Origin of the sequence: Streptomyces chilikensis (assembly GCF_001642695.1) — a bacterium.
GTDB classification, from domain to species: domain Bacteria; phylum Actinomycetota; class Actinomycetes; order Streptomycetales; family Streptomycetaceae; genus Streptomyces; species Streptomyces chilikensis.
This window is the reverse complement of sequence record NZ_LWCC02000005.1, coordinates 2234691-2251404: the sequence shown is the minus strand read 5'-3', so window position 1 is coordinate 2251404 and position 16714 is coordinate 2234691. Positions and strand designations below refer to the sequence as shown.

The 16714-nt window shown below is 71.1% G+C and carries 12 protein-coding genes and 1 tRNA gene; 8 read left to right on the top strand and 5 right to left on the bottom strand.

Annotated elements, in window-relative coordinates:
- Positions 1–57: 57 nt before the first annotated feature.
- Positions 58–378: a histone-like nucleoid-structuring protein Lsr2 gene (locus A2U95_RS10115; RefSeq protein ID WP_166021822.1), complete on the bottom strand. Its 321-nt coding sequence runs from the start codon at positions 376–378 to the stop codon at positions 58–60.
- Positions 379–765: 387 nt separating this feature from the next.
- Between A2U95_RS10115 and purS the strand changes: the two genes are divergently transcribed.
- From purS to purM, 6 genes are all read left to right on the top strand, one after another.
- Positions 766–1029, top strand: a complete 264-nt coding sequence (purS, locus tag A2U95_RS10110; RefSeq protein ID WP_151773722.1) for a phosphoribosylformylglycinamidine synthase subunit PurS — start codon at positions 766–768, stop codon at positions 1027–1029.
- Positions 1026–1727, top strand: a complete 702-nt coding sequence (gene purQ, locus A2U95_RS10105; RefSeq protein ID WP_166021821.1) for a phosphoribosylformylglycinamidine synthase subunit PurQ — start codon at positions 1026–1028, stop codon at positions 1725–1727. The genes purS and purQ overlap by 4 nt, the downstream gene beginning before the upstream one ends.
- The gene (gene purL, locus A2U95_RS10100; RefSeq protein ID WP_166021820.1) at positions 1724–3985 is read left to right on the top strand and encodes a phosphoribosylformylglycinamidine synthase subunit PurL; all 2262 of its coding nucleotides are present in this window, start codon (positions 1724–1726) and stop codon (positions 3983–3985) included. The genes purQ and purL overlap by 4 nt, the downstream gene beginning before the upstream one ends.
- Before the next feature lie 114 nt (positions 3986–4099).
- Positions 4100–4909 (top strand): maleylpyruvate isomerase family mycothiol-dependent enzyme, encoded by an 810-nt coding sequence (locus tag A2U95_RS10095; protein WP_166021819.1) that lies wholly within the window; start codon positions 4100–4102, stop codon positions 4907–4909.
- Between the two features lie 310 nt (positions 4910–5219).
- Positions 5220–6740 carry an amidophosphoribosyltransferase gene (purF, locus tag A2U95_RS10090; protein ID WP_166021818.1) on the top strand — a complete coding sequence of 507 codons (1521 nt, stop codon included), beginning with the start codon at positions 5220–5222 and terminating at the stop codon, positions 6738–6740.
- A gap of 143 nt (positions 6741–6883) precedes the next feature.
- Positions 6884–7951: a phosphoribosylformylglycinamidine cyclo-ligase gene (purM, locus tag A2U95_RS10085; RefSeq protein WP_166021817.1), complete on the top strand. Its 1068-nt coding sequence runs from the start codon at positions 6884–6886 to the stop codon at positions 7949–7951.
- Between the two features lie 193 nt (positions 7952–8144).
- Here the strand turns inward: purM and A2U95_RS10080 are convergent, their stop codons facing one another.
- Together A2U95_RS10080 and A2U95_RS10075 are read right to left on the bottom strand one after the other, a co-directional pair.
- Entirely contained in the window at positions 8145–8390 is a 246-nt protein-coding gene (locus A2U95_RS10080; protein ID WP_166021816.1) for a DUF3073 domain-containing protein, read from the bottom strand.
- 412 nt (positions 8391–8802) lie between these two features.
- Entirely contained in the window at positions 8803–9906 is a 1104-nt protein-coding gene (locus tag A2U95_RS10075; RefSeq protein ID WP_166021815.1) for a Leu/Phe/Val dehydrogenase, read from the bottom strand.
- Positions 9907–10145: 239 nt separating this feature from the next.
- Here A2U95_RS10075 and A2U95_RS10070 point away from each other — a divergent pair, with 239 nt between their 5' ends.
- On the top strand, positions 10146–10988 hold the full coding sequence (locus A2U95_RS10070; protein WP_166021814.1) for a DUF8083 family protein: 843 nt from the start codon (positions 10146–10148) through the stop codon (positions 10986–10988).
- Between the two features lie 484 nt (positions 10989–11472).
- Positions 11473–11679: a developmental transcriptional regulator BldC gene (bldC, locus tag A2U95_RS10065; protein ID WP_003949541.1), complete on the top strand. Its 207-nt coding sequence runs from the start codon at positions 11473–11475 to the stop codon at positions 11677–11679.
- A gap of 804 nt (positions 11680–12483) precedes the next feature.
- On the opposite strand, the gene A2U95_RS10060 is transcribed toward bldC, so the two are convergent.
- A tRNA-Asp gene (locus A2U95_RS10060) sits at positions 12484–12558 on the bottom strand.
- Positions 12559–12668: 110 nt separating this feature from the next.
- Positions 12669–16625: an ATP-dependent RNA helicase HrpA gene (hrpA, locus tag A2U95_RS10055; protein ID WP_166021813.1), complete on the bottom strand. Its 3957-nt coding sequence runs from the start codon at positions 16623–16625 to the stop codon at positions 12669–12671.
- Positions 16626–16714: the final 89 nt, after the last annotated feature.

Genomic DNA, 16714 nt, shown 5'->3' with positions numbered 1-16714 from the left:
GGCCGGCGCGCGGCCGGCGGGGCGGCCCGGCCACGCGCCGGCCGCGCCCGCCCGGGGTCAGACGCGGGCGGCGGTGAACGCCTCGTAGACCCGCTTGGGGATCCGGCCGCGGGCCGGCACCTCCATGTCGTGCGCCTGGGCCCAGGCCCGCACGGCCGCCGGGTCGGGCGCGACCTCGGTCTGCCGGTACACCTTCCCGGACCGGGCCCGCTTGCGGCCGGCCTCCACGTACGGGGCGAGCGCGGCGCGCAGTTTCCCGGCATTCGTTTCGTTCAGGTCGATCTCGTACGTCCGGCCGTCGAGGCCGAAAGCGACCGTTTCCGCCGCCTCCGAGCCGTCGATGTCGTCGGAGAGAGTGACCACGACACGCTGCGCCACGAGAATCGGTCCTTTCCTGCGGGATCCGTCGGTTTCCCGGATGCCGCGGAAACGGCGTGACGTGCTCGAACGTCGTCCGGGAAAACGGCGCGGATCACCGGGCCGTCCGGGTTGTACCGGCCGAATCATCTCCGGCCGACAATTACTTTGTACAGTGCTGTTCCCCGGAATGGGAAGTGCGGGTAAATCCTTCCACGCGCCACGGCCCGATATCCAGGAGATTCCTCCCGGAGTTTTTCCGCCGGTTCGGTGATCATCTGCGGCAATCCCGGTTCGATCAAGGAAAAAGTGATCCGGGACACGTAGATTCCTCCTAATCTACCCGCGTAGAAATTCCGTCCGGGTAGTCTGAAGGAACCTGCTCAGCACCACACATCGGGAGTGCCAGTGGCACGCGTCGTAGTCGACGTCATGCTCAAGCCGGAGATCCTCGACCCCCAGGGCCAGGCGGTCCAGCGCGCGCTGCCGCGCCTCGGTTTCGAGGGCATCTCCGACGTCCGTCAGGGAAAGCGTTTCGAGCTCGAGGTCGACGGTCCCGTCGACGACGCGGCGCTCGCCCGTATCCACGAGCTCGCCGAAACCTTCCTCGCCAACACCGTGATCGAGGACTTCACCGTCAAGGTGGAGGAAGTCGCGGAGGCCGCGAAGTGACCACCCGTATCGGAGTCGTCACTTTCCCCGGAAGCCTCGACGACCGTGACGCGCAGCGCGCGATCCGGATCGCCGGGGCCGAGCCGGTCGCGCTCTGGCACAAGGACAAGGACCTCAAGCAGGTCGACGCGGTCGTCCTGCCGGGCGGTTTCTCCTACGGCGACTACCTGCGGGCCGGCGCCATCTCCCGCTTCTCGCCGGTGATGGAGACCGTCATCGAGCAGGCCAGGGCCGGCCTCCCGGTCCTCGGCATCTGCAACGGGTTCCAGATCCTCGCCGAGACGCACCTGCTGCCCGGCGCGATGCTGCGCAACAACCACCTGCACTTCATCTGCCGCGACCAGAAGCTGCGGGTGGAGAACGCGGACACCGCCTGGACGTCGGACTACGAGGCGGGCCAGGAGATCCTGATCCCGCTGAAGAACGCCGACGGCCGCTACACCGCGGACGAGTACACGCTCGACAAGCTGGAGGCCGAGGGGCGGGTGGCCTTCCGCTACCTGACCGACGGCCCCGGCGCGGACGGCTACGGCAACCCCAACGGCTCGCTGCGGAACATCGCCGGCATCACCAACGAGGCGGGCAACGTCGTCGGCCTCATGCCGCACCCGGAGCACGCCGTCGAGTCCCTCACCGGCGGCGGTACCGACGGTCTGCCGTTCTTCACCTCGATCATCAAGAAGCTGGTCAGCGCATGAGCCGCACCCCTCTGGACACGGTCGAGCACGCGGCCGGTACCCCCGACGTGGAGCAGCCCTGGGCCGAACTCGGCCTGAGCAAGGACGAGTACGCCCGGATCCGCGAGATCCTCGGCCGCCGCCCGACCGGCGCCGAGCTCGCCATGTACTCGGTGATGTGGTCCGAGCACTGCTCGTACAAGTCCTCCAAGGTCCACCTCCGCCAGTTCGGCGAGAAGGCCCCGCGGTCCGAGGCGATGCTGGTCGGCATCGGCGAGAACGCCGGCGTCGTCGACGTCGGCCAGGGCTACGCGGTCACCTTCAAGGTCGAGTCGCACAACCACCCGTCGTACGTGGAGCCCTACCAGGGCGCCGCGACCGGCGTCGGCGGCATCGTGCGCGACATCATCGCGATGGGCGCCCGCCCGGTCGCGGTGGTCGACCCGCTGCGCTTCGGCGCCGCCGACCACCCCGACACCCGGCGGGTGCTGCCCGGCGTGGTCGCGGGCATCAGCGGCTACGGCAACTGCCTGGGCCTGCCCAACATCGGCGGCGAGGTCGTCTTCGACGCCTGCTACCAGGGCAACCCGCTGGTCAACGCCGGCGCCATCGGCGTGATGCGCCACGAGGACATCCACCTGGCCAAGGCGTCCGGCGCCGGCAACAAGGTCATCCTCTACGGCGCCCGCACCGGCGGCGACGGCATCGGCGGCGCGTCGATCCTCGCCTCCGAGACCTTCGACGACGCGAAGCCCTCCAAGCGCCCGGCCGTCCAGGTCGGCGACCCCTTCCAGGAGAAGCTCCTCATCGAGTGCACCCTGGAGGCCTTCCAGGAGAAGCTGGTCGTCGGCATCCAGGACCTCGGCGCGGCCGGTCTGTCCTGCGCCACCTCCGAGCTCGCCTCCAACGGCTCCGGCGGCATGCGCGTCGAGCTCGACGACGTGCCGCTGCGCGACTCCACGCTCTCGCCCGAGGAGATCCTCATGAGCGAGTCGCAGGAGCGCATGTGCGCCGTGGTGGAGCCGGCGAAGGTCGACCGCTTCCTCGAGATCTGCGAGAAGTGGGACGTCATCGCCACCGTCATCGGCGAGGTGACCGACGGGGACCGCCTGGAGATCTACTGGCACGGCGGCAAGATCGTCGACGTGGACCCGCGGACCGTCGCCCACGAGGGCCCGGTCTACGACCGCCCGTACGCGCGCCCCGACTGGCAGGACGCGCTGCAGGCCGACGACGCGGCCAAGCTGCCCCGCCCGGAGAGCTCCGACGAACTGCGGGCCCAGGTCCTGAAGCTGGTCGGCTCCCCGAACCAGGCCTCCAAGTCCTGGATCACCTCCCAGTACGACCACCTGGTGCAGGGCAACACGGTCCTCGCCCGCACCGAGGGCGACTCCGGCATGATCCGGATCGACGAGGAGACCGGCCTCGGCGTCGCCATCGCCACGGACGGCAACGGCCGCTACGCCAAGCTCGACCCGTACACGGGCGCGCAGCTGGCGCTGGCCGAGGCCTACCGCAACGTGGCCGCCACCGGCGCCAGGCCGCTGGCCGTCTCGGACTGCCTCAACTTCGGTTCCCCCGAGGACCCGGCGGTGATGTGGCAGTTCGTCGAGGCCGTCCGCGGTCTGGCCGACGGCTGCCTCCAGCTGGGCACCCCGGTCACCGGCGGCAACGTCTCCCTCTACAACCAGACGGGCGAGGCGGCCATCCACCCGACGCCGGTCGTCGCCGTGCTCGGCGTGATCGACGACGTGGCCCGCCGCACCCCGGTCGCCTTCCGCGAGGAGGGCCAGCTGATCTACCTGCTCGGCGACACCGAGCAGGAGTTCGGCGGCTCGGCCTGGTCCCAGGTCGTCCACGACCACCTCGGCGGCCTGCCGCCCAAGGTGGACCTGGAGCGCGAGCGACTGCTCGGCGAGATCCTGATCTCCGCCTCGCGGGACGGCATGATCGACGCCGCGCACGACCTCTCCGACGGCGGTCTGGTCCAGGCCGTGGTCGAGTCCGCCCTCGAGGGCGGGATCGGCGCGCGGCTGGTCGTGCCGGACGGGCTCGACGCCTTCACCTTCCTGTTCTCCGAGTCCGCGGGCCGGGCCATCGTGTCCGTGCCGCGGTCGGAGGAGCTGCGCTTCACCGACATGTGCGGTGCGCGGGGCCTGCCGGCCACGCGGATCGGCGTGGTCGACGGCGACGCGGTCGAGCTCCAGGGCGAGTTCACGCTCCCCCTGGCCGAACTCCGCGATGCCCACGAGGGCGTGATCGAGGGTCTGCTGGCCTGACCCACCCGTGAGGCACCCGGCGCCGCTCCCCGGCGGCGCCGGGTGCCTTCGCGTGCGCCCCCGCGCCGTCCGCGGGCCGCGCGGGGCGGGGGCGCAGCCGCTACCCTCGCCGGCATGGCAGCCGGTCCCCGCAAGAAGCCCCGCACCTACGACGCCCCGCGCACCCGCACCGCGGTGCTGGCCCAGTTCGCCCACGTCCGCCGCGCGGTCGGCGCGCTGACGCCGGACCAGCTCGCCGCCCCCACCCGGCTCGGTGACTGGACGGTCCGCGACCTCCTCGCCCACATCGCCTTCGCCACCGGCAGCACCAGCCGCCTGCTGGACGCCCCCGAGCCGCCGAAGGCGGAGCTGGTGCCGGCCACCTGGCCCGCCACCTCCGCCGCGCACGCCGCCCGCGTCGCCGCCTCCGCCAGGGAGTTGGGCGAGGCCCACCCCGACCTGGACGCCCTCTACGCGCACACCGCGGACCGCCTCACCGCGGACCTGGAGGCGAACCCGGGCCGGCGCGTCCTCGCGGGCGTCACGGGGGCCCTCACCCTCACCGACTACCTGGCCACCCGCTGCGTCGAACTCGCCGTCCACACCGACGACCTGAACGCCGCTCTGGCCGCCGTGGACGGCCCCGCGGTGCCGCAGGACCGCCAGGCCCTCGCCACGGCCACCCGCGTCCTCGCCGACGCCCTCGCGCACAGCGCCCCGGGCGGCTCCACCGAGGTCCGCGTCCCCCCGTTCGCCGTCGTGCAGTGCGTGGAGGGTCCCCGGCACACCCGGGGCACGCCCCCCAACGTGGTGGAGACCGACCCCCTGACCTGGATCCGCCTCGCCACCGGCAGGCTCACCTGGGAGCAGGCCCGGGACGCCGCCGAGGTGACCGCGAGCGGGGAACGCGCGGACCTGTCCCCGTGGTTGCCCGTGATGAGCTGACCGGGAGCGGCGTACGCGTCCGGCCTCCCGCGGCGACCCGGCCTCCCGGGCGGCGACCCGGTGTCACGGCCGGTGGACCCACCGTCCGGTCCGTGGGACCGCCGGGTGTGCGTCGTCTCACTCGTTTCGCCCCGGCCGGCTTCCGCCGGGCGCCCCGGCGCCTTCGCCGAACCGTCCGAGTGACACGCGAACACCGCTTCCGACCTGCGGAAACAATGCCAGGAGCGGTGTGCCGGGGGAGGTGTCCCCGGCGTTCGTCCCGGCACTGCCCCATTCGGCGCAACGGCCGCTCTCCCCTACACTCGGAGACGTGCCTCGTGGTGACGGTCTCCTCAATCACGACCTGCTTCCCGGCGAGAAGGGCCCCCAGGACGCTTGCGGCGTCTTCGGTGTCTGGGCTCCGGGTGAAGAGGTCGCCAAGCTCACGTACTTCGGGCTCTACGCCCTCCAGCATCGGGGTCAGGAATCCGCGGGTATCGCGGTCAGCAACGGCTCCCAGATCCTCGTCTTCAAGGACATGGGCCTCGTGTCCCAGGTCTTCGACGAGACCTCCCTCAGCTCGCTCCAGGGTCACATCGCGGTCGGACACGCCCGCTACTCGACCACCGGGGCCTCCGTCTGGGAGAACGCCCAGCCCACCTTCCGCGCGACCGCGCAGGGCTCCATCGCCCTCGGTCACAACGGCAACCTGGTGAACACGGCGGAGCTCGCCCGCCTGGTCGCCGACATGCCCGAGCGGAACAACGGCTCCGCCCCCGCGGCGACCAACGACACGGACCTGGTCACGGCCCTGCTGGCCGGACAGACGGACGACGACGGCAAGCCGCTGTCCATCGAGGCGGCGGCCGCGCGGATCCTCCCGAAGGTCCGCGGCGCCTTCTCCCTGGTCTTCATGGACGAGCACACGCTCTACGCCGCCCGCGACCCGCAGGGCATCCGCCCGCTGGTCCTGGGCCGCCTGGAGCGCGGCTGGGTGGTCGCCTCGGAGTCCGCCGCCCTGGACATCTGCGGCGCCAGCTACGTGCGCGAGATCGAGCCCGGCGAGTTCGTCGCGATAGACGAGAACGGCCTGCGCACCTCCCGGTTCGCCGAGGCGAGGCCGAAGGGCTGCGTCTTCGAGTACGTGTACCTGGCCCGCCCGGACACCGACATCGCCGGCCGGAACGTGTACCTCTCCCGCGTGGAGATGGGCCGCCGCCTCGCCGCGGAGGCTCCCGCCGAGGCCGACCTGGTGATAGCGACGCCCGAGTCCGGCACCCCCGCCGCGATCGGTTACGCGGAGGCCTCCGGCATCCCCTTCGGCGCCGGTCTGGTCAAGAACGCCTACGTCGGCCGGACCTTCATCCAGCCCTCGCAGACCATCCGCCAGCTGGGCATCCGGCTGAAGCTGAACCCGCTCAAGGAAGTCATCAAGGGCAAGCGCCTGGTCGTGGTGGACGACTCGATCGTCCGCGGCAACACCCAGCGCGCCCTGGTCCGGATGCTCCGCGAGGCCGGTGCCGCCGAGGTCCACATCCGGATCTCCTCGCCGCCGGTGAAGTGGCCCTGCTTCTTCGGCATCGACTTCGCCACCCGCGCGGAGCTGATCGCCAACGGCATGACCATCGAGGAGATCGGCACCTCGCTGGGCGCCGACTCGCTCGCCTACATCTCCATCGACGGCATGATCGAGGCGACCACCATCGCCAAGCCCAACCTGTGCCGGGCCTGCTTCGACGGTGAGTACCCCATGGAGCTCCCCGACCCCGAGCTGCTCGGCAAGCAGCTGCTGGAGACGGAGCTGGCCGCCCCGGTGGAGACCGCCGCCAGCGCCGCCATCCGGCGCCCGTAGCCCCACGACGCGCGCCCGCCGGGCCCGGTCCCTCCCGACCACGGCCCGGCGGCACCGCGGACGTCCTCGATCCCTCGCGGGTACCCCGCAGATCCCCCGCCCCGCAGCCCTCCAGCTGTACCCGACAGAAAGCTCACACAGTCATGTCCACTGAGACAGGTGCCAGCTACGCGGCTGCCGGCGTCGACATCGAGGCGGGCGACCGCGCGGTCGAGCTGATGAAGGAATGGGTGAAGAAGACCCAGCGCCCCGAGGTGCTCGGCGGCCTCGGCGGTTTCGCCGGCCTCTTCGACGCCTCCGCCCTGAAGAACTACGAGCGTCCGCTCCTCGCCTCGGCCACCGACGGCGTCGGCACCAAGGTCGACATCGCGCGCCGGATGGGCGTCTACGACACCATCGGACACGACCTGGTCGCCATGGTCATGGACGACATCGTGGTCTGCGGCGCGGAACCGCTGTTCATGACCGACTACATCTGCGTGGGCAAGGTCCACCCGGAGCGGGTCGCCGCCATCGTCAAGGGCATCGCCGAGGGCTGCGTCCTGGCCGGCTGCGCGCTGGTCGGCGGCGAGACGGCGGAGCACCCCGGCCTGCTCGGGGCCGACGACTTCGACGTGGCCGGTGCCGGCACGGGCGTGGTCGAGGCCGACGCGCTGCTCGGCCCGGACCGGATCCGGGAGGGCGACGCGGTGATCGCGATGGCCTCCTCCGGTCTGCACTCCAACGGGTACTCGCTGGTCCGCCACGTGCTGCTGGAGCGCGCCGGCATGGCGCTCGACGCGCACGTCGAGGAGCTCGGCCGGACCCTCGGCGAGGAGCTGCTGGAGCCGACCAAGATCTACTCGCTGGACTGCCTGGCCCTGATGCGGACCTGCGAGGTGCACGCCTTCAGCCACATCACCGGCGGCGGCCTGGCGGCCAACCTGGCCCGGGTGATCCCGGACGGCCTGCACGCCGTGGTCGACCGGTCCACCTGGACCCCGGACCCGATCTTCTCGCTGGTCGGCAGGACCGGCGGGGTCGAGCGGCTGGAACTGGAGAAGACGCTCAACATGGGCGTCGGCATGATGGCCGTCGTCCCCCAGGAGTCCGTCGAGGTGGCCCTGTCCGCGCTGTCCGACCGCGGTGTCGAGGCGTGGGTGGCCGGCGAGATCGTCCCCCGCGGCGAGCACGCCACCGGTGCGGAACTGACCGGCGACTACGCGGGCTGACGCCGGCGGTCCCGGCGGGTCCACCCGCCGGGACCCCGCGGAAGCCGGGTCCGGAGCCGGACCCGCACGGGCACGGCGCGTTCCGGGCGCACCGGCCCGCGCCACCCGGGGCGCCCGGGTCCGGGCAACACTGAACCCGGCCCGGGGCCGAAGCCCCGAACCGGGTCCAGATCAGTATGAGCGGTGAACGCTGTCAGGCACCGCGACGCTGAGAGGGTTGCTCGTCCTCGTCCTCGTCGTCGGCCCCGTAGAGCTCGGCGTACCGCGAATACAGGTCGTCGTCCTGCTCATCGTCCTCGAACCGCTCGCCGTTAGGCGTCGGATTCGACGTCGATGCGCCCAGCTCCTCGGCCAGGCGTGAGAGATCCGTCCCGCCGCTGTTGTACTTCAGCTGGCGGGCGACCTTCGTCTGCTTGGCCTTGGCCCGGCCGCGCCCCATGGCTCGACCCCCTCAACGACGGGGCGCGACGGCCCCAGAGTCTTGACGCGTTCATGATCCGGCACGGACTCTCCGCAGAGAGACCGGTCCGTAGGGCTTCCACGGTACCTGAGCCCGCGCCCATACGGTACGTCGCCCGCAGCAAGCGTGTGCACCCAGCACCTGCGAGGTGCCCTGTCCCCGCTGGTCAATGCCGATTTTAACCACTTCTGCCCGGAAGACCCGCCCGGAGAAGTGACAGTTGTCTCGCACTGTCCGGAGCCTCCGGCCCCGAACATCGGCACCACGAGGCGATCATTCATCCGGAACCGGCGCGTCGCCGTCCCGTCACCGACACGTTTCTTCCCTCTGACGGGGGAACGGTGGGGCGGGACATTGCCGACGCGCCGGCTCCTGCACCGGGTCCGCGGGGTCAGGCGACCACGGTCACCGAACGGGACAGACGGGATTCGGCCATCCTCTGCTCGGCGATCCGGTCAGCCGCCGCAGCCGGCGGAATGCCGTCCGCCTTGGCGCGCGCGAACAGCTCCAGCGTGGTGTCGAAGATCTTCGCCGCCTTGGCCCTGGCCCGGTCGAAGTCGAATCCGAGCAGCTCGTCGGCCACCTGGATCACGCCGCCGGCGTTCACCACGTAGTCGGGGGCGTACAGGATGCCCCGGTCCGCCAGGTCCTTCTCGACACCGGGGTGGGCCAACTGGTTGTTGGCGGCGCCGCACACCACCGTCGCGGTGAGCGCGGCCACCGTGGCGTCGTCGAGGGCGCCGCCGAGCGCGCACGGGGCGTAGACGTCCAGGCCCGGAGTCCGGACCAGTTCGCCGGCGTCCGCCGCGACCCGCACCGTGGGGTGCTTCTCCAGCAGCGCCCGCACCGCGTCCTCGCGCACGTCGGTGACGACCACCTCGGCGCCGTCCGCCAGCAGGTGCTCCACCAGGTGGCGCCCGACCTTGCCCACACCGGCGATGCCCACCGTGCGGCCTCGCAGCGTGGGGTCGCCCCACAGGTGCTGGGCGGATGCCCGCATGCCCTGGAAGACGCCGAAGGAGGTGAGCACCGAGGAGTCGCCGGCACCGCCGTTGTGCGGGGAGCGCCCGGTGGTCCAGCGGCACTCCCGGGCCACCACGTCCATGTCGGCGACATAGGTGCCGACGTCGCAGGCGGTGACGTACCGGCCGCCCAGCGAGGCCACGAACCGCCCGTAGGCGAGCAGGAGTTCCTCGGACTTGATCTTCTCCGGGTCGCCTATGATCACCGCCTTGCCGCCCCCGTGCCCGAGGCCGGCCATGGCGTTCTTGTACGACATCCCGCGGGCCAGGTTGAGGGCGTCGGCGACGGCCTCGGCCTCCGTGGCGTAGGGGTGGAAGCGCGTCCCGCCGAGGGCGGGGCCCAGGGCGGTGGAGTGGATGGCGATCACGGCCTTCAGTCCGCTGGCGCGGTCCTGGCAGAGCACGACCTGCTCATGCCCCCCTTGCTCCGAGTGGAACAGGGTGTGCAGGACGCCGTCGGTCACTTCGGTCACGGTGGTGACTCCTGGATGAGTAGCGGCGGGTACGTCGGTGCCCGTACGGGTGGCGGGAACCGTGGCACGAGGGTAGAGCCTGGAGGTCCGCCCCGGCCGCGCACACACAGGATCGTCCTCGCGAGGAGTACCCGAGGGTCCGGAGGGGGACTGTTTTTCCCGCTTTCCCCCTGCTTTCCGTCCGCTTCGGATGCGAGTGGGACGGGTTTCGGACGGATTCCGCCGGGGAGGGTGGAGAGGTGCCCAAGGTGACCTCGGTGATCGTCCCCTACCCCGCCTATCTGCGGGTCTACGAACCACTGGCCGCCTTCCCCCGCGGGGAACGCGCCCACTGGGAGAGGTACGCCTCCCGTCCCGGCCGGCCCACCTGTCAGGACGAACTCCGGAGGTCGCTCACCGACCTCCTGGCCACCCCGCCCTCACCCGTGCCGGTGCACGAGAGCGGGGAGGCGTTCGTGGCGGAGGTGGACGGCGTGGTCTGCGTGTGCCCCTGGCGCACCCGGCTGCGGGGATGGCAGGCCCTCAAGGAGTTCGGGGACGACTTTCCGCCAACTGTGCTCGACGCCCTGCTCCCCCCGGTGGTGCGGGAGGAGGCCGCCCGGGACTACGAGCGCTGGCTGGCGCGCAACCCGGACGCCCGGCCCTGGATCCGCAGCGCCACCTGGCATGTTCCGGGCCACTGGTTCGTGCTGGTCGCCGACGAGGAGCGGGAGTGGCGGGCCGGCACGGAGGACGGGCCGCCGGTGCTGCGCTACCGGACCCGGATGGTGGAGGCCCGGCGCCGCCTGGCCCGCGGGCTGCGCACGGTCCGGGAGTCGGTGGGCGAGGGCCCGCTCTCCGAGGCGCTGGTCGGGGTGGGCCGCTGGCTGGAGGAGTTCCACCCGCGCTCCCTGGTCGAGCTGGACTACGGCGGGCTGGTCCACGCGCTGCCGGAGGGCGACCTCGCCGAGGACCGCTCGGCCGCGGACGCGGCGGAGGCCCTGGAGGCGTTGCGCGCCGGTGACGGCGAGGCGGCCGGCGAGGCCTACGAGCGCATGGTGGTCCGCTGGCGCGCGGTCCGGCAACGCGGCGTCGCCAGCTGACGCCCGGCGCGTGCGGTGGTGAGGAAGGGAGCGCGCGGAGCCGGGTTCGCGCCTGGCGCGAAACGGACACACGGCCCTTAGCGTGACGGAGTGCACGTACCCGGCCCTTGCGTATCTTGCCACCCCCCATGCCAAAATAGGACAAGGAGCCCGGCGCGGGCTCCTGCTGTCCGCCCGCATGGGCGTCGGCGCTGAACCCGTGGGGGGTCTGACGGCCTCTGTGGGCGCTGTGACTGATCGTCACAGTGGAGTGACTGTCCGTTATGGCATGGTCCATCGGCTTCCGTCGCTGATGAACACCTGGGAGGGCAATTCCATCGGTTTGGCCGACGCGGCTGGACAGATGGTGTAGTTGTAGTGCCGAGGACAAGCCGTTCGTCCTATAACCGACTCGACTCGCGTCCGCCATTTCGGGCAACGCGGGTCAAGGTGCAGAATTTAGAGGAAAGAACCGAGAACGTCGGTTCTCCCGAGGAGGCCGCTCATGACCGCTCGCACCCCTGATGCCGAGCCGCTGCTGACCCCGGCTGAGGTCGCCACCATGTTCCGCGTCGATCCCAAGACCGTGACGCGGTGGGCGAAGGCCGGCAAGCTCACGTCGATCCGCACGCTCGGCGGACACCGGCGCTACCGCGAGGCCGAGGTCCGCGCCCTGCTGGCGGGTATCCCCCAGCAGCGCAGCGAGGCCTGACAGCCATCGTTTCCAAGGCGCGCGACCATCTCGGCGCCCACAATTGAATAGTCGGACGGGTCAGGCGGTCCCCCAGCTGCCGGAGACGTCCGTCACCCCGCTCCACACGACGCCGGTCCTGCCCCAACAGGACCTCGTCCTGGGCCCCAGGCCCGCCGGACACCCCCTTGCACGTTGACGCGTCGTCGATCGCGCTGAACTCCGCCGGGTTCAGCGCGATCTTTTTTTGCCCTCGGGACGAGGGCTGGAGGCCTCTCCAGGGCCCCTTCGCGGGACCTTCGGCGGATCTCCACCCCCGCGCGTAGTCGCAGTTCAGGGAGGCGGCCACGGCCTCCGCGAGGAGCCCCGGCGCACCCTGAGGCAAGGTGCAATTGCACATATAAAATTGACGCGGTGTGAGCAGGGGATAAGTGCCCACCTCGGAAAAACTGATTCGGTGACACCTTTCACACCGACCACGGGTTGTTGGTTCCGCGGCCGGTGCGCTATTGGGGCGCGCCGGAGGCATATGCGGCCGTGGGCGACGGGGCCGCCGGCGGTCGCGCCGGCCCGCGCGTGCGAGGCGCACGGGAGGCCCTGGGCGGCGCCTGGGAGGCTCGCGGAGGGCGCGGGAGGGTGTGGGGCCCGTCGGGGGCCCGGGGCGGGATCTGACGCTCTGTCGGGGATCGGCTTCCGGATCCGCCTGCCCCGCCCGGCCCGCCTCACACACGGAAGGAACCACCCCGCGAGGGGCGCGGGCCCCGGGCGGCCGGCGCCGGACACGACGAAGGCCCGCACCGAACGGTGCGGGCCTTCGAACTGATGCGGTCCTGACGGGATTTGAACCCGCGGCCTCCACCTTGACAGGGTGGCGAGCACTCCAAACTGCTCCACAGGACCAGGTGCTTCGCTCTGCGGTTTCCCGCGTTGCGCTGCGAGAAGAGACTCTACAGGAGGACGGCCCACTGGTCGAACTCACTGTGTGTCAGTGGACCGTCACCCTGTCCGGCTCATGGTGCCAGCGCGTCGATCGCCTTCACGATCCGCTTGTCCGACACCGGATGAGCGGTCCCCAGCGCGTGCGCGAAGTAGCTGACGCGCAGCTCCTCGATCATCCAGCGGACCTCGCGCACCGCCGCCGGCACCGGGCGTCCCTTCGGCATCTGCTCCAGCAGCCAGGCGTACTCGTCCTGCATCTCGTGGACCTTCTCCATGCGGGTGGTGTCCCGCTGGACGTTGGTCGCCATCTGCTGCAGCCGCCGGTCCGCGGCGACCAGGTAGCGCATCAGGTGCGGCAGCCGGGCCAGTCCGGCCCCGGTCACGAAGCCCGGCTTCACGAGGCCGTCCAACTGCGCGCGGACGTCCGTCAGGTTGGCCAGCAGGGCGGGGCTCCCCACCGCCTTCAGGCGCCGCTCGCAGGCCTGCCAGGCGGCCAGCACCTGCTGCACCTGGCCGACCGCGCGCACGGTGGTGTCCACGATCTCGGCCCGTACCTTGTCGTAGAGCTTCCGGTACGCGTCCTCGTCCCAGACCGGCCCCCCGAAGTCGGCGATCAGCTTGTCCGCCGCGGCCAGCGCGCAGTCGTCGAAGAGCGCCTGCACGGAGCCGTGCGGGTTGGCCGAGAGGGCCAGCTTCTGCGCGTTGGAGAGCCGGTCCAGCGCGAACTTCGCCGGGTTGACCGGGATGTTGCGCACGATCAGCCGTCGGGTGCCCCGCCACATCGCCTCGGCCTGCTCGGCCTCGCTGTCGAACAGCCGCACCGACACCGTGTCGCCGTCGTCCACCAGCGCCGGATAGGCCTTCACCGGCTGGCCGGCCCGCTTGGTCTCGAAGACCCGGGTCAGCGTGCCGATCGTCCAGTCGGTGAGGCCGGTCCGCTCCAGCGAGGGGCCGCCCGACCGTTCGGCGGTGGCCGCGGCGGCCTTGGAGATGGCCTGGCGGGCCTTGGGGCGCAGCGTGAGCTTGAGCGCCTCCAGGTCCTTGTCCTCGGCCAGCTTCCGGCGCCGCTCGTCGACGATCCGGAAGGTGATCTTCAGGTGGTCCGGGACCTTCGACCAGTCGAAGTCCGCCGGTTCCAGGCGCACGCCCACCATGCGGTGCAGCTCCCGCGCCATCGCCACGTCCAGCGGCTCCCGGCCGGGGACCGCCAGGCCGAGGAACCGCTGCGCGAAGTTGGGCGCCGGGACGTAGTTGCGGCGGATCGGCTTGGGCAGCGAGCGGATCAGCTCGGTGACCAGTTCCTCGCGCAGGCCCGGGATCTGCCAGTCGAAGCCCTCGTCGGTGACCTGGTTGAGCACCTGCAGCGGGATGTGGACGGTGACGCCGTCCGCGTCCGCGCCCGGCTCGAACTGGTAGGTCACCCGGAACTTCAGCCGGCCCTGCCGCCAGGAGTCGGGGTAGTCGTCCTTGGTGACCGTGCCGGCCTTCTCGTTGATGAGCATGGACCGCTCGAAGTCGAGCAGCTCGGGCTCCTCGTGGCGCTTGTGCTTCCACCAGGAGTCGAAGTGGGCCCCGGAGACCACGTGGGCGGGGATCCGCTGCTCGTAGAAGTCGAAGAGGGTCTCGTCGTCGACCAGGATGTCCCGGCGGCGGGCCCGGTGCTCGAGCTCCTCCACCTCGGTGAGCAGTTTGCGGTTGTCGGCGTAGAACTTGTGGTGGGTGCGCCAGTCGCCCTCCACCAGGGCGTGCCGGATGAACAGCTCCCGGGAGACCTCCGGGTCGATGCGCCCGTAGTTGACCTTCCGCTGGGCGACGATCGGCACGCCGTAGAGCGTCACCTTCTCGTACGCCATCACCGCGGCCTGGTCCTTCTCCCAGTGCGGTTCGCTGTAGGTCCGCTTGAGCAGGTGGCCGGCGATCGGTTCCACCCACTCGGGCTCGATCCTGGCGTTGACCCGCGCCCACAGGCGGGAGGTCTCCACCAGCTCCGCGGACATCACGAACTTCGGCGGCTTCCTGAAGAGCGCCGACCCGGGGAAGATCGCGAACTTCGCGTTCCGCGCGCCCAGGTACTCGTTCTTCGCGCCCTCCTTCACGTCCTTCATGCCGACGTGGGACAGCAGACCCGCCAGCAGGGAGACGTGGACGGCCTGCTCGGGCGCGTCCTGCTCGTTGAGCCGTATCCCCATCTGCTGGGCCACCGAGCGGAGCTGGCTGTAGATGTCCTGCCACTCGCGGATCCGCAGGAAGTTCAGGTACTCCTGCTTGCACATCCGGCGGAACGCCGACGAGCCGCGCTCCTTCTGCTGCTCGCGGATGTACCGCCACAGGTTGAGGAAGGCCAGGAAGTCGCTGGACTCGTCCTTGAACCGGGCGTGCTGCTGGTCGGCCTGCGCCTGCTTCTCGGCGGGCCGTTCGCGCGGGTCCTGGATGGAGAGCGCGGACGCGATCACCATGACCTCGCGGACACAGCCGTTCTTGTCGGCCTCGAGGACCATCCGCGCCAGCCGCGGGTCCACCGGGAGCTGGGCCAGCTTGCGGCCCAGAGGGGTCAGGCGCTTGCGCGGGTCCTTCTCCGCCGGGTCCAGCGCTCCGAGTTCCTGCAGGAGCTGGACGCCGTCGCGGATGTTGCGGTGGTCCGGCGGGTCGATGAAGGGGAACTTCTCGATCTCGCCGAGGCCCGCGGCCGTCATCTGGAGGATGACCGAGGCCAGGTTGGTGCGCAGGATCTCCGCGTCGGTGAACTCCGGGCGCGCCTCGAAGTCCTCCTCGGAGTACAGGCGGATGCAGATGCCGTCGCTGGTACGGCCGCAGCGGCCCTTGCGCTGGTTGGCGCTGGCCTGGGAGACCGGCTCGATCGGCAGGCGCTGGACCTTGGTGCGGTGGCTGTAGCGGGAGATCCGGGCGAAGCCGGGGTCGATCACGTACTTGATGCCCGGCACCGTCAGCGAGGTCTCGGCCACGTTGGTGGCGAGCACGATGCGGCGGCCGGAGTGCTGCTGGAACACCCGGTGCTGCTCGGCGTGCGAGAGGCGGGCGTAGAGCGGCAGGACCTCGGTCGACCGGTACCGCTTCTTGGTGAGCGCGTCCGCGGTGTCACGGATCTCCCGCTCGCCCGAGAGGAAGACCAGGATGTCGCCGGGCCCCTCCGCCATCAGTTCCTCGCAGGCGTCGGTGATGGCGGTGATCTGGTCCCGGTCCGCGTCCTCGGAGTCCTCCTCCAGCAGGGGCCGGTACCGGACCTCCACCGGATAGGTCCGGCCGCTGACCTCGATGATCGGCGCGTCACCGAAGTGCCGGGAGAACCGCTCGGGATCGATGGTCGCCGAGGTGATGACGACCTTGAGGTCCGGGCGGCGGGGGAGCAGCTGGGCCAGGTAGCCCAGCAGGAAGTCGATGTTGAGGGACCGCTCGTGCGCCTCGTCGATGATGATCGTGTCGTAGGCGCGCAGGTCGCGGTCGGTCTGGATCTCGGCCAGCAGGATGCCGTCCGTCATCAGCTTGACGAAGGTGTCCTGGCCGACCTGGTCGGTGAACCGGACCTTCCAGCCGACGGCTTCGCCCAGCGGGGTGTCCAGCTCCTCGGCCACCCGCTCGGCGACCGTGCGGGCGGCGATCCGGCGGGGCTGGGTGTGGCCGATCATCCCGCGCACGCCACGACCCAGCTCCAGACAGATCTTGGGGATCTGGGTGGTCTTGCCGGAGCCCGTCTCACCGGCGACGATCACGACCTGGTGGTCGCGGATCGCCTCGGCGATGGCGTCCTTCTTCTGGCTGACCGGAAGGTTCTGCGGATAGGTGACCGCCGGCACCCGTGAGGAGCGCTCGGCCAGCCTCGTCTCGGCCTTCTCGACCTCGGCCGTGATCTCGGCGAGCACGGCGGCCCGGGCCTCGGGCTTGCGGATCTTCCGGGCGCCCTCGAGTCGTCGGCCCAGCCGGTGCGCCTCCCGCAGGGAGAGCTGGGCCAGGCGGTGGGCGATGTCGCCGAAGGCGGGCGCGGCGGTGGCGGAGGCAGGCTGCGTAGACATACGCATTCCAGGATCGCACCTTCCCGAACGGGGTGGCGAGCGCATTAACCGGGGGCGGGCGTGGTGCCCGGCACAACGGCAGGGGGACG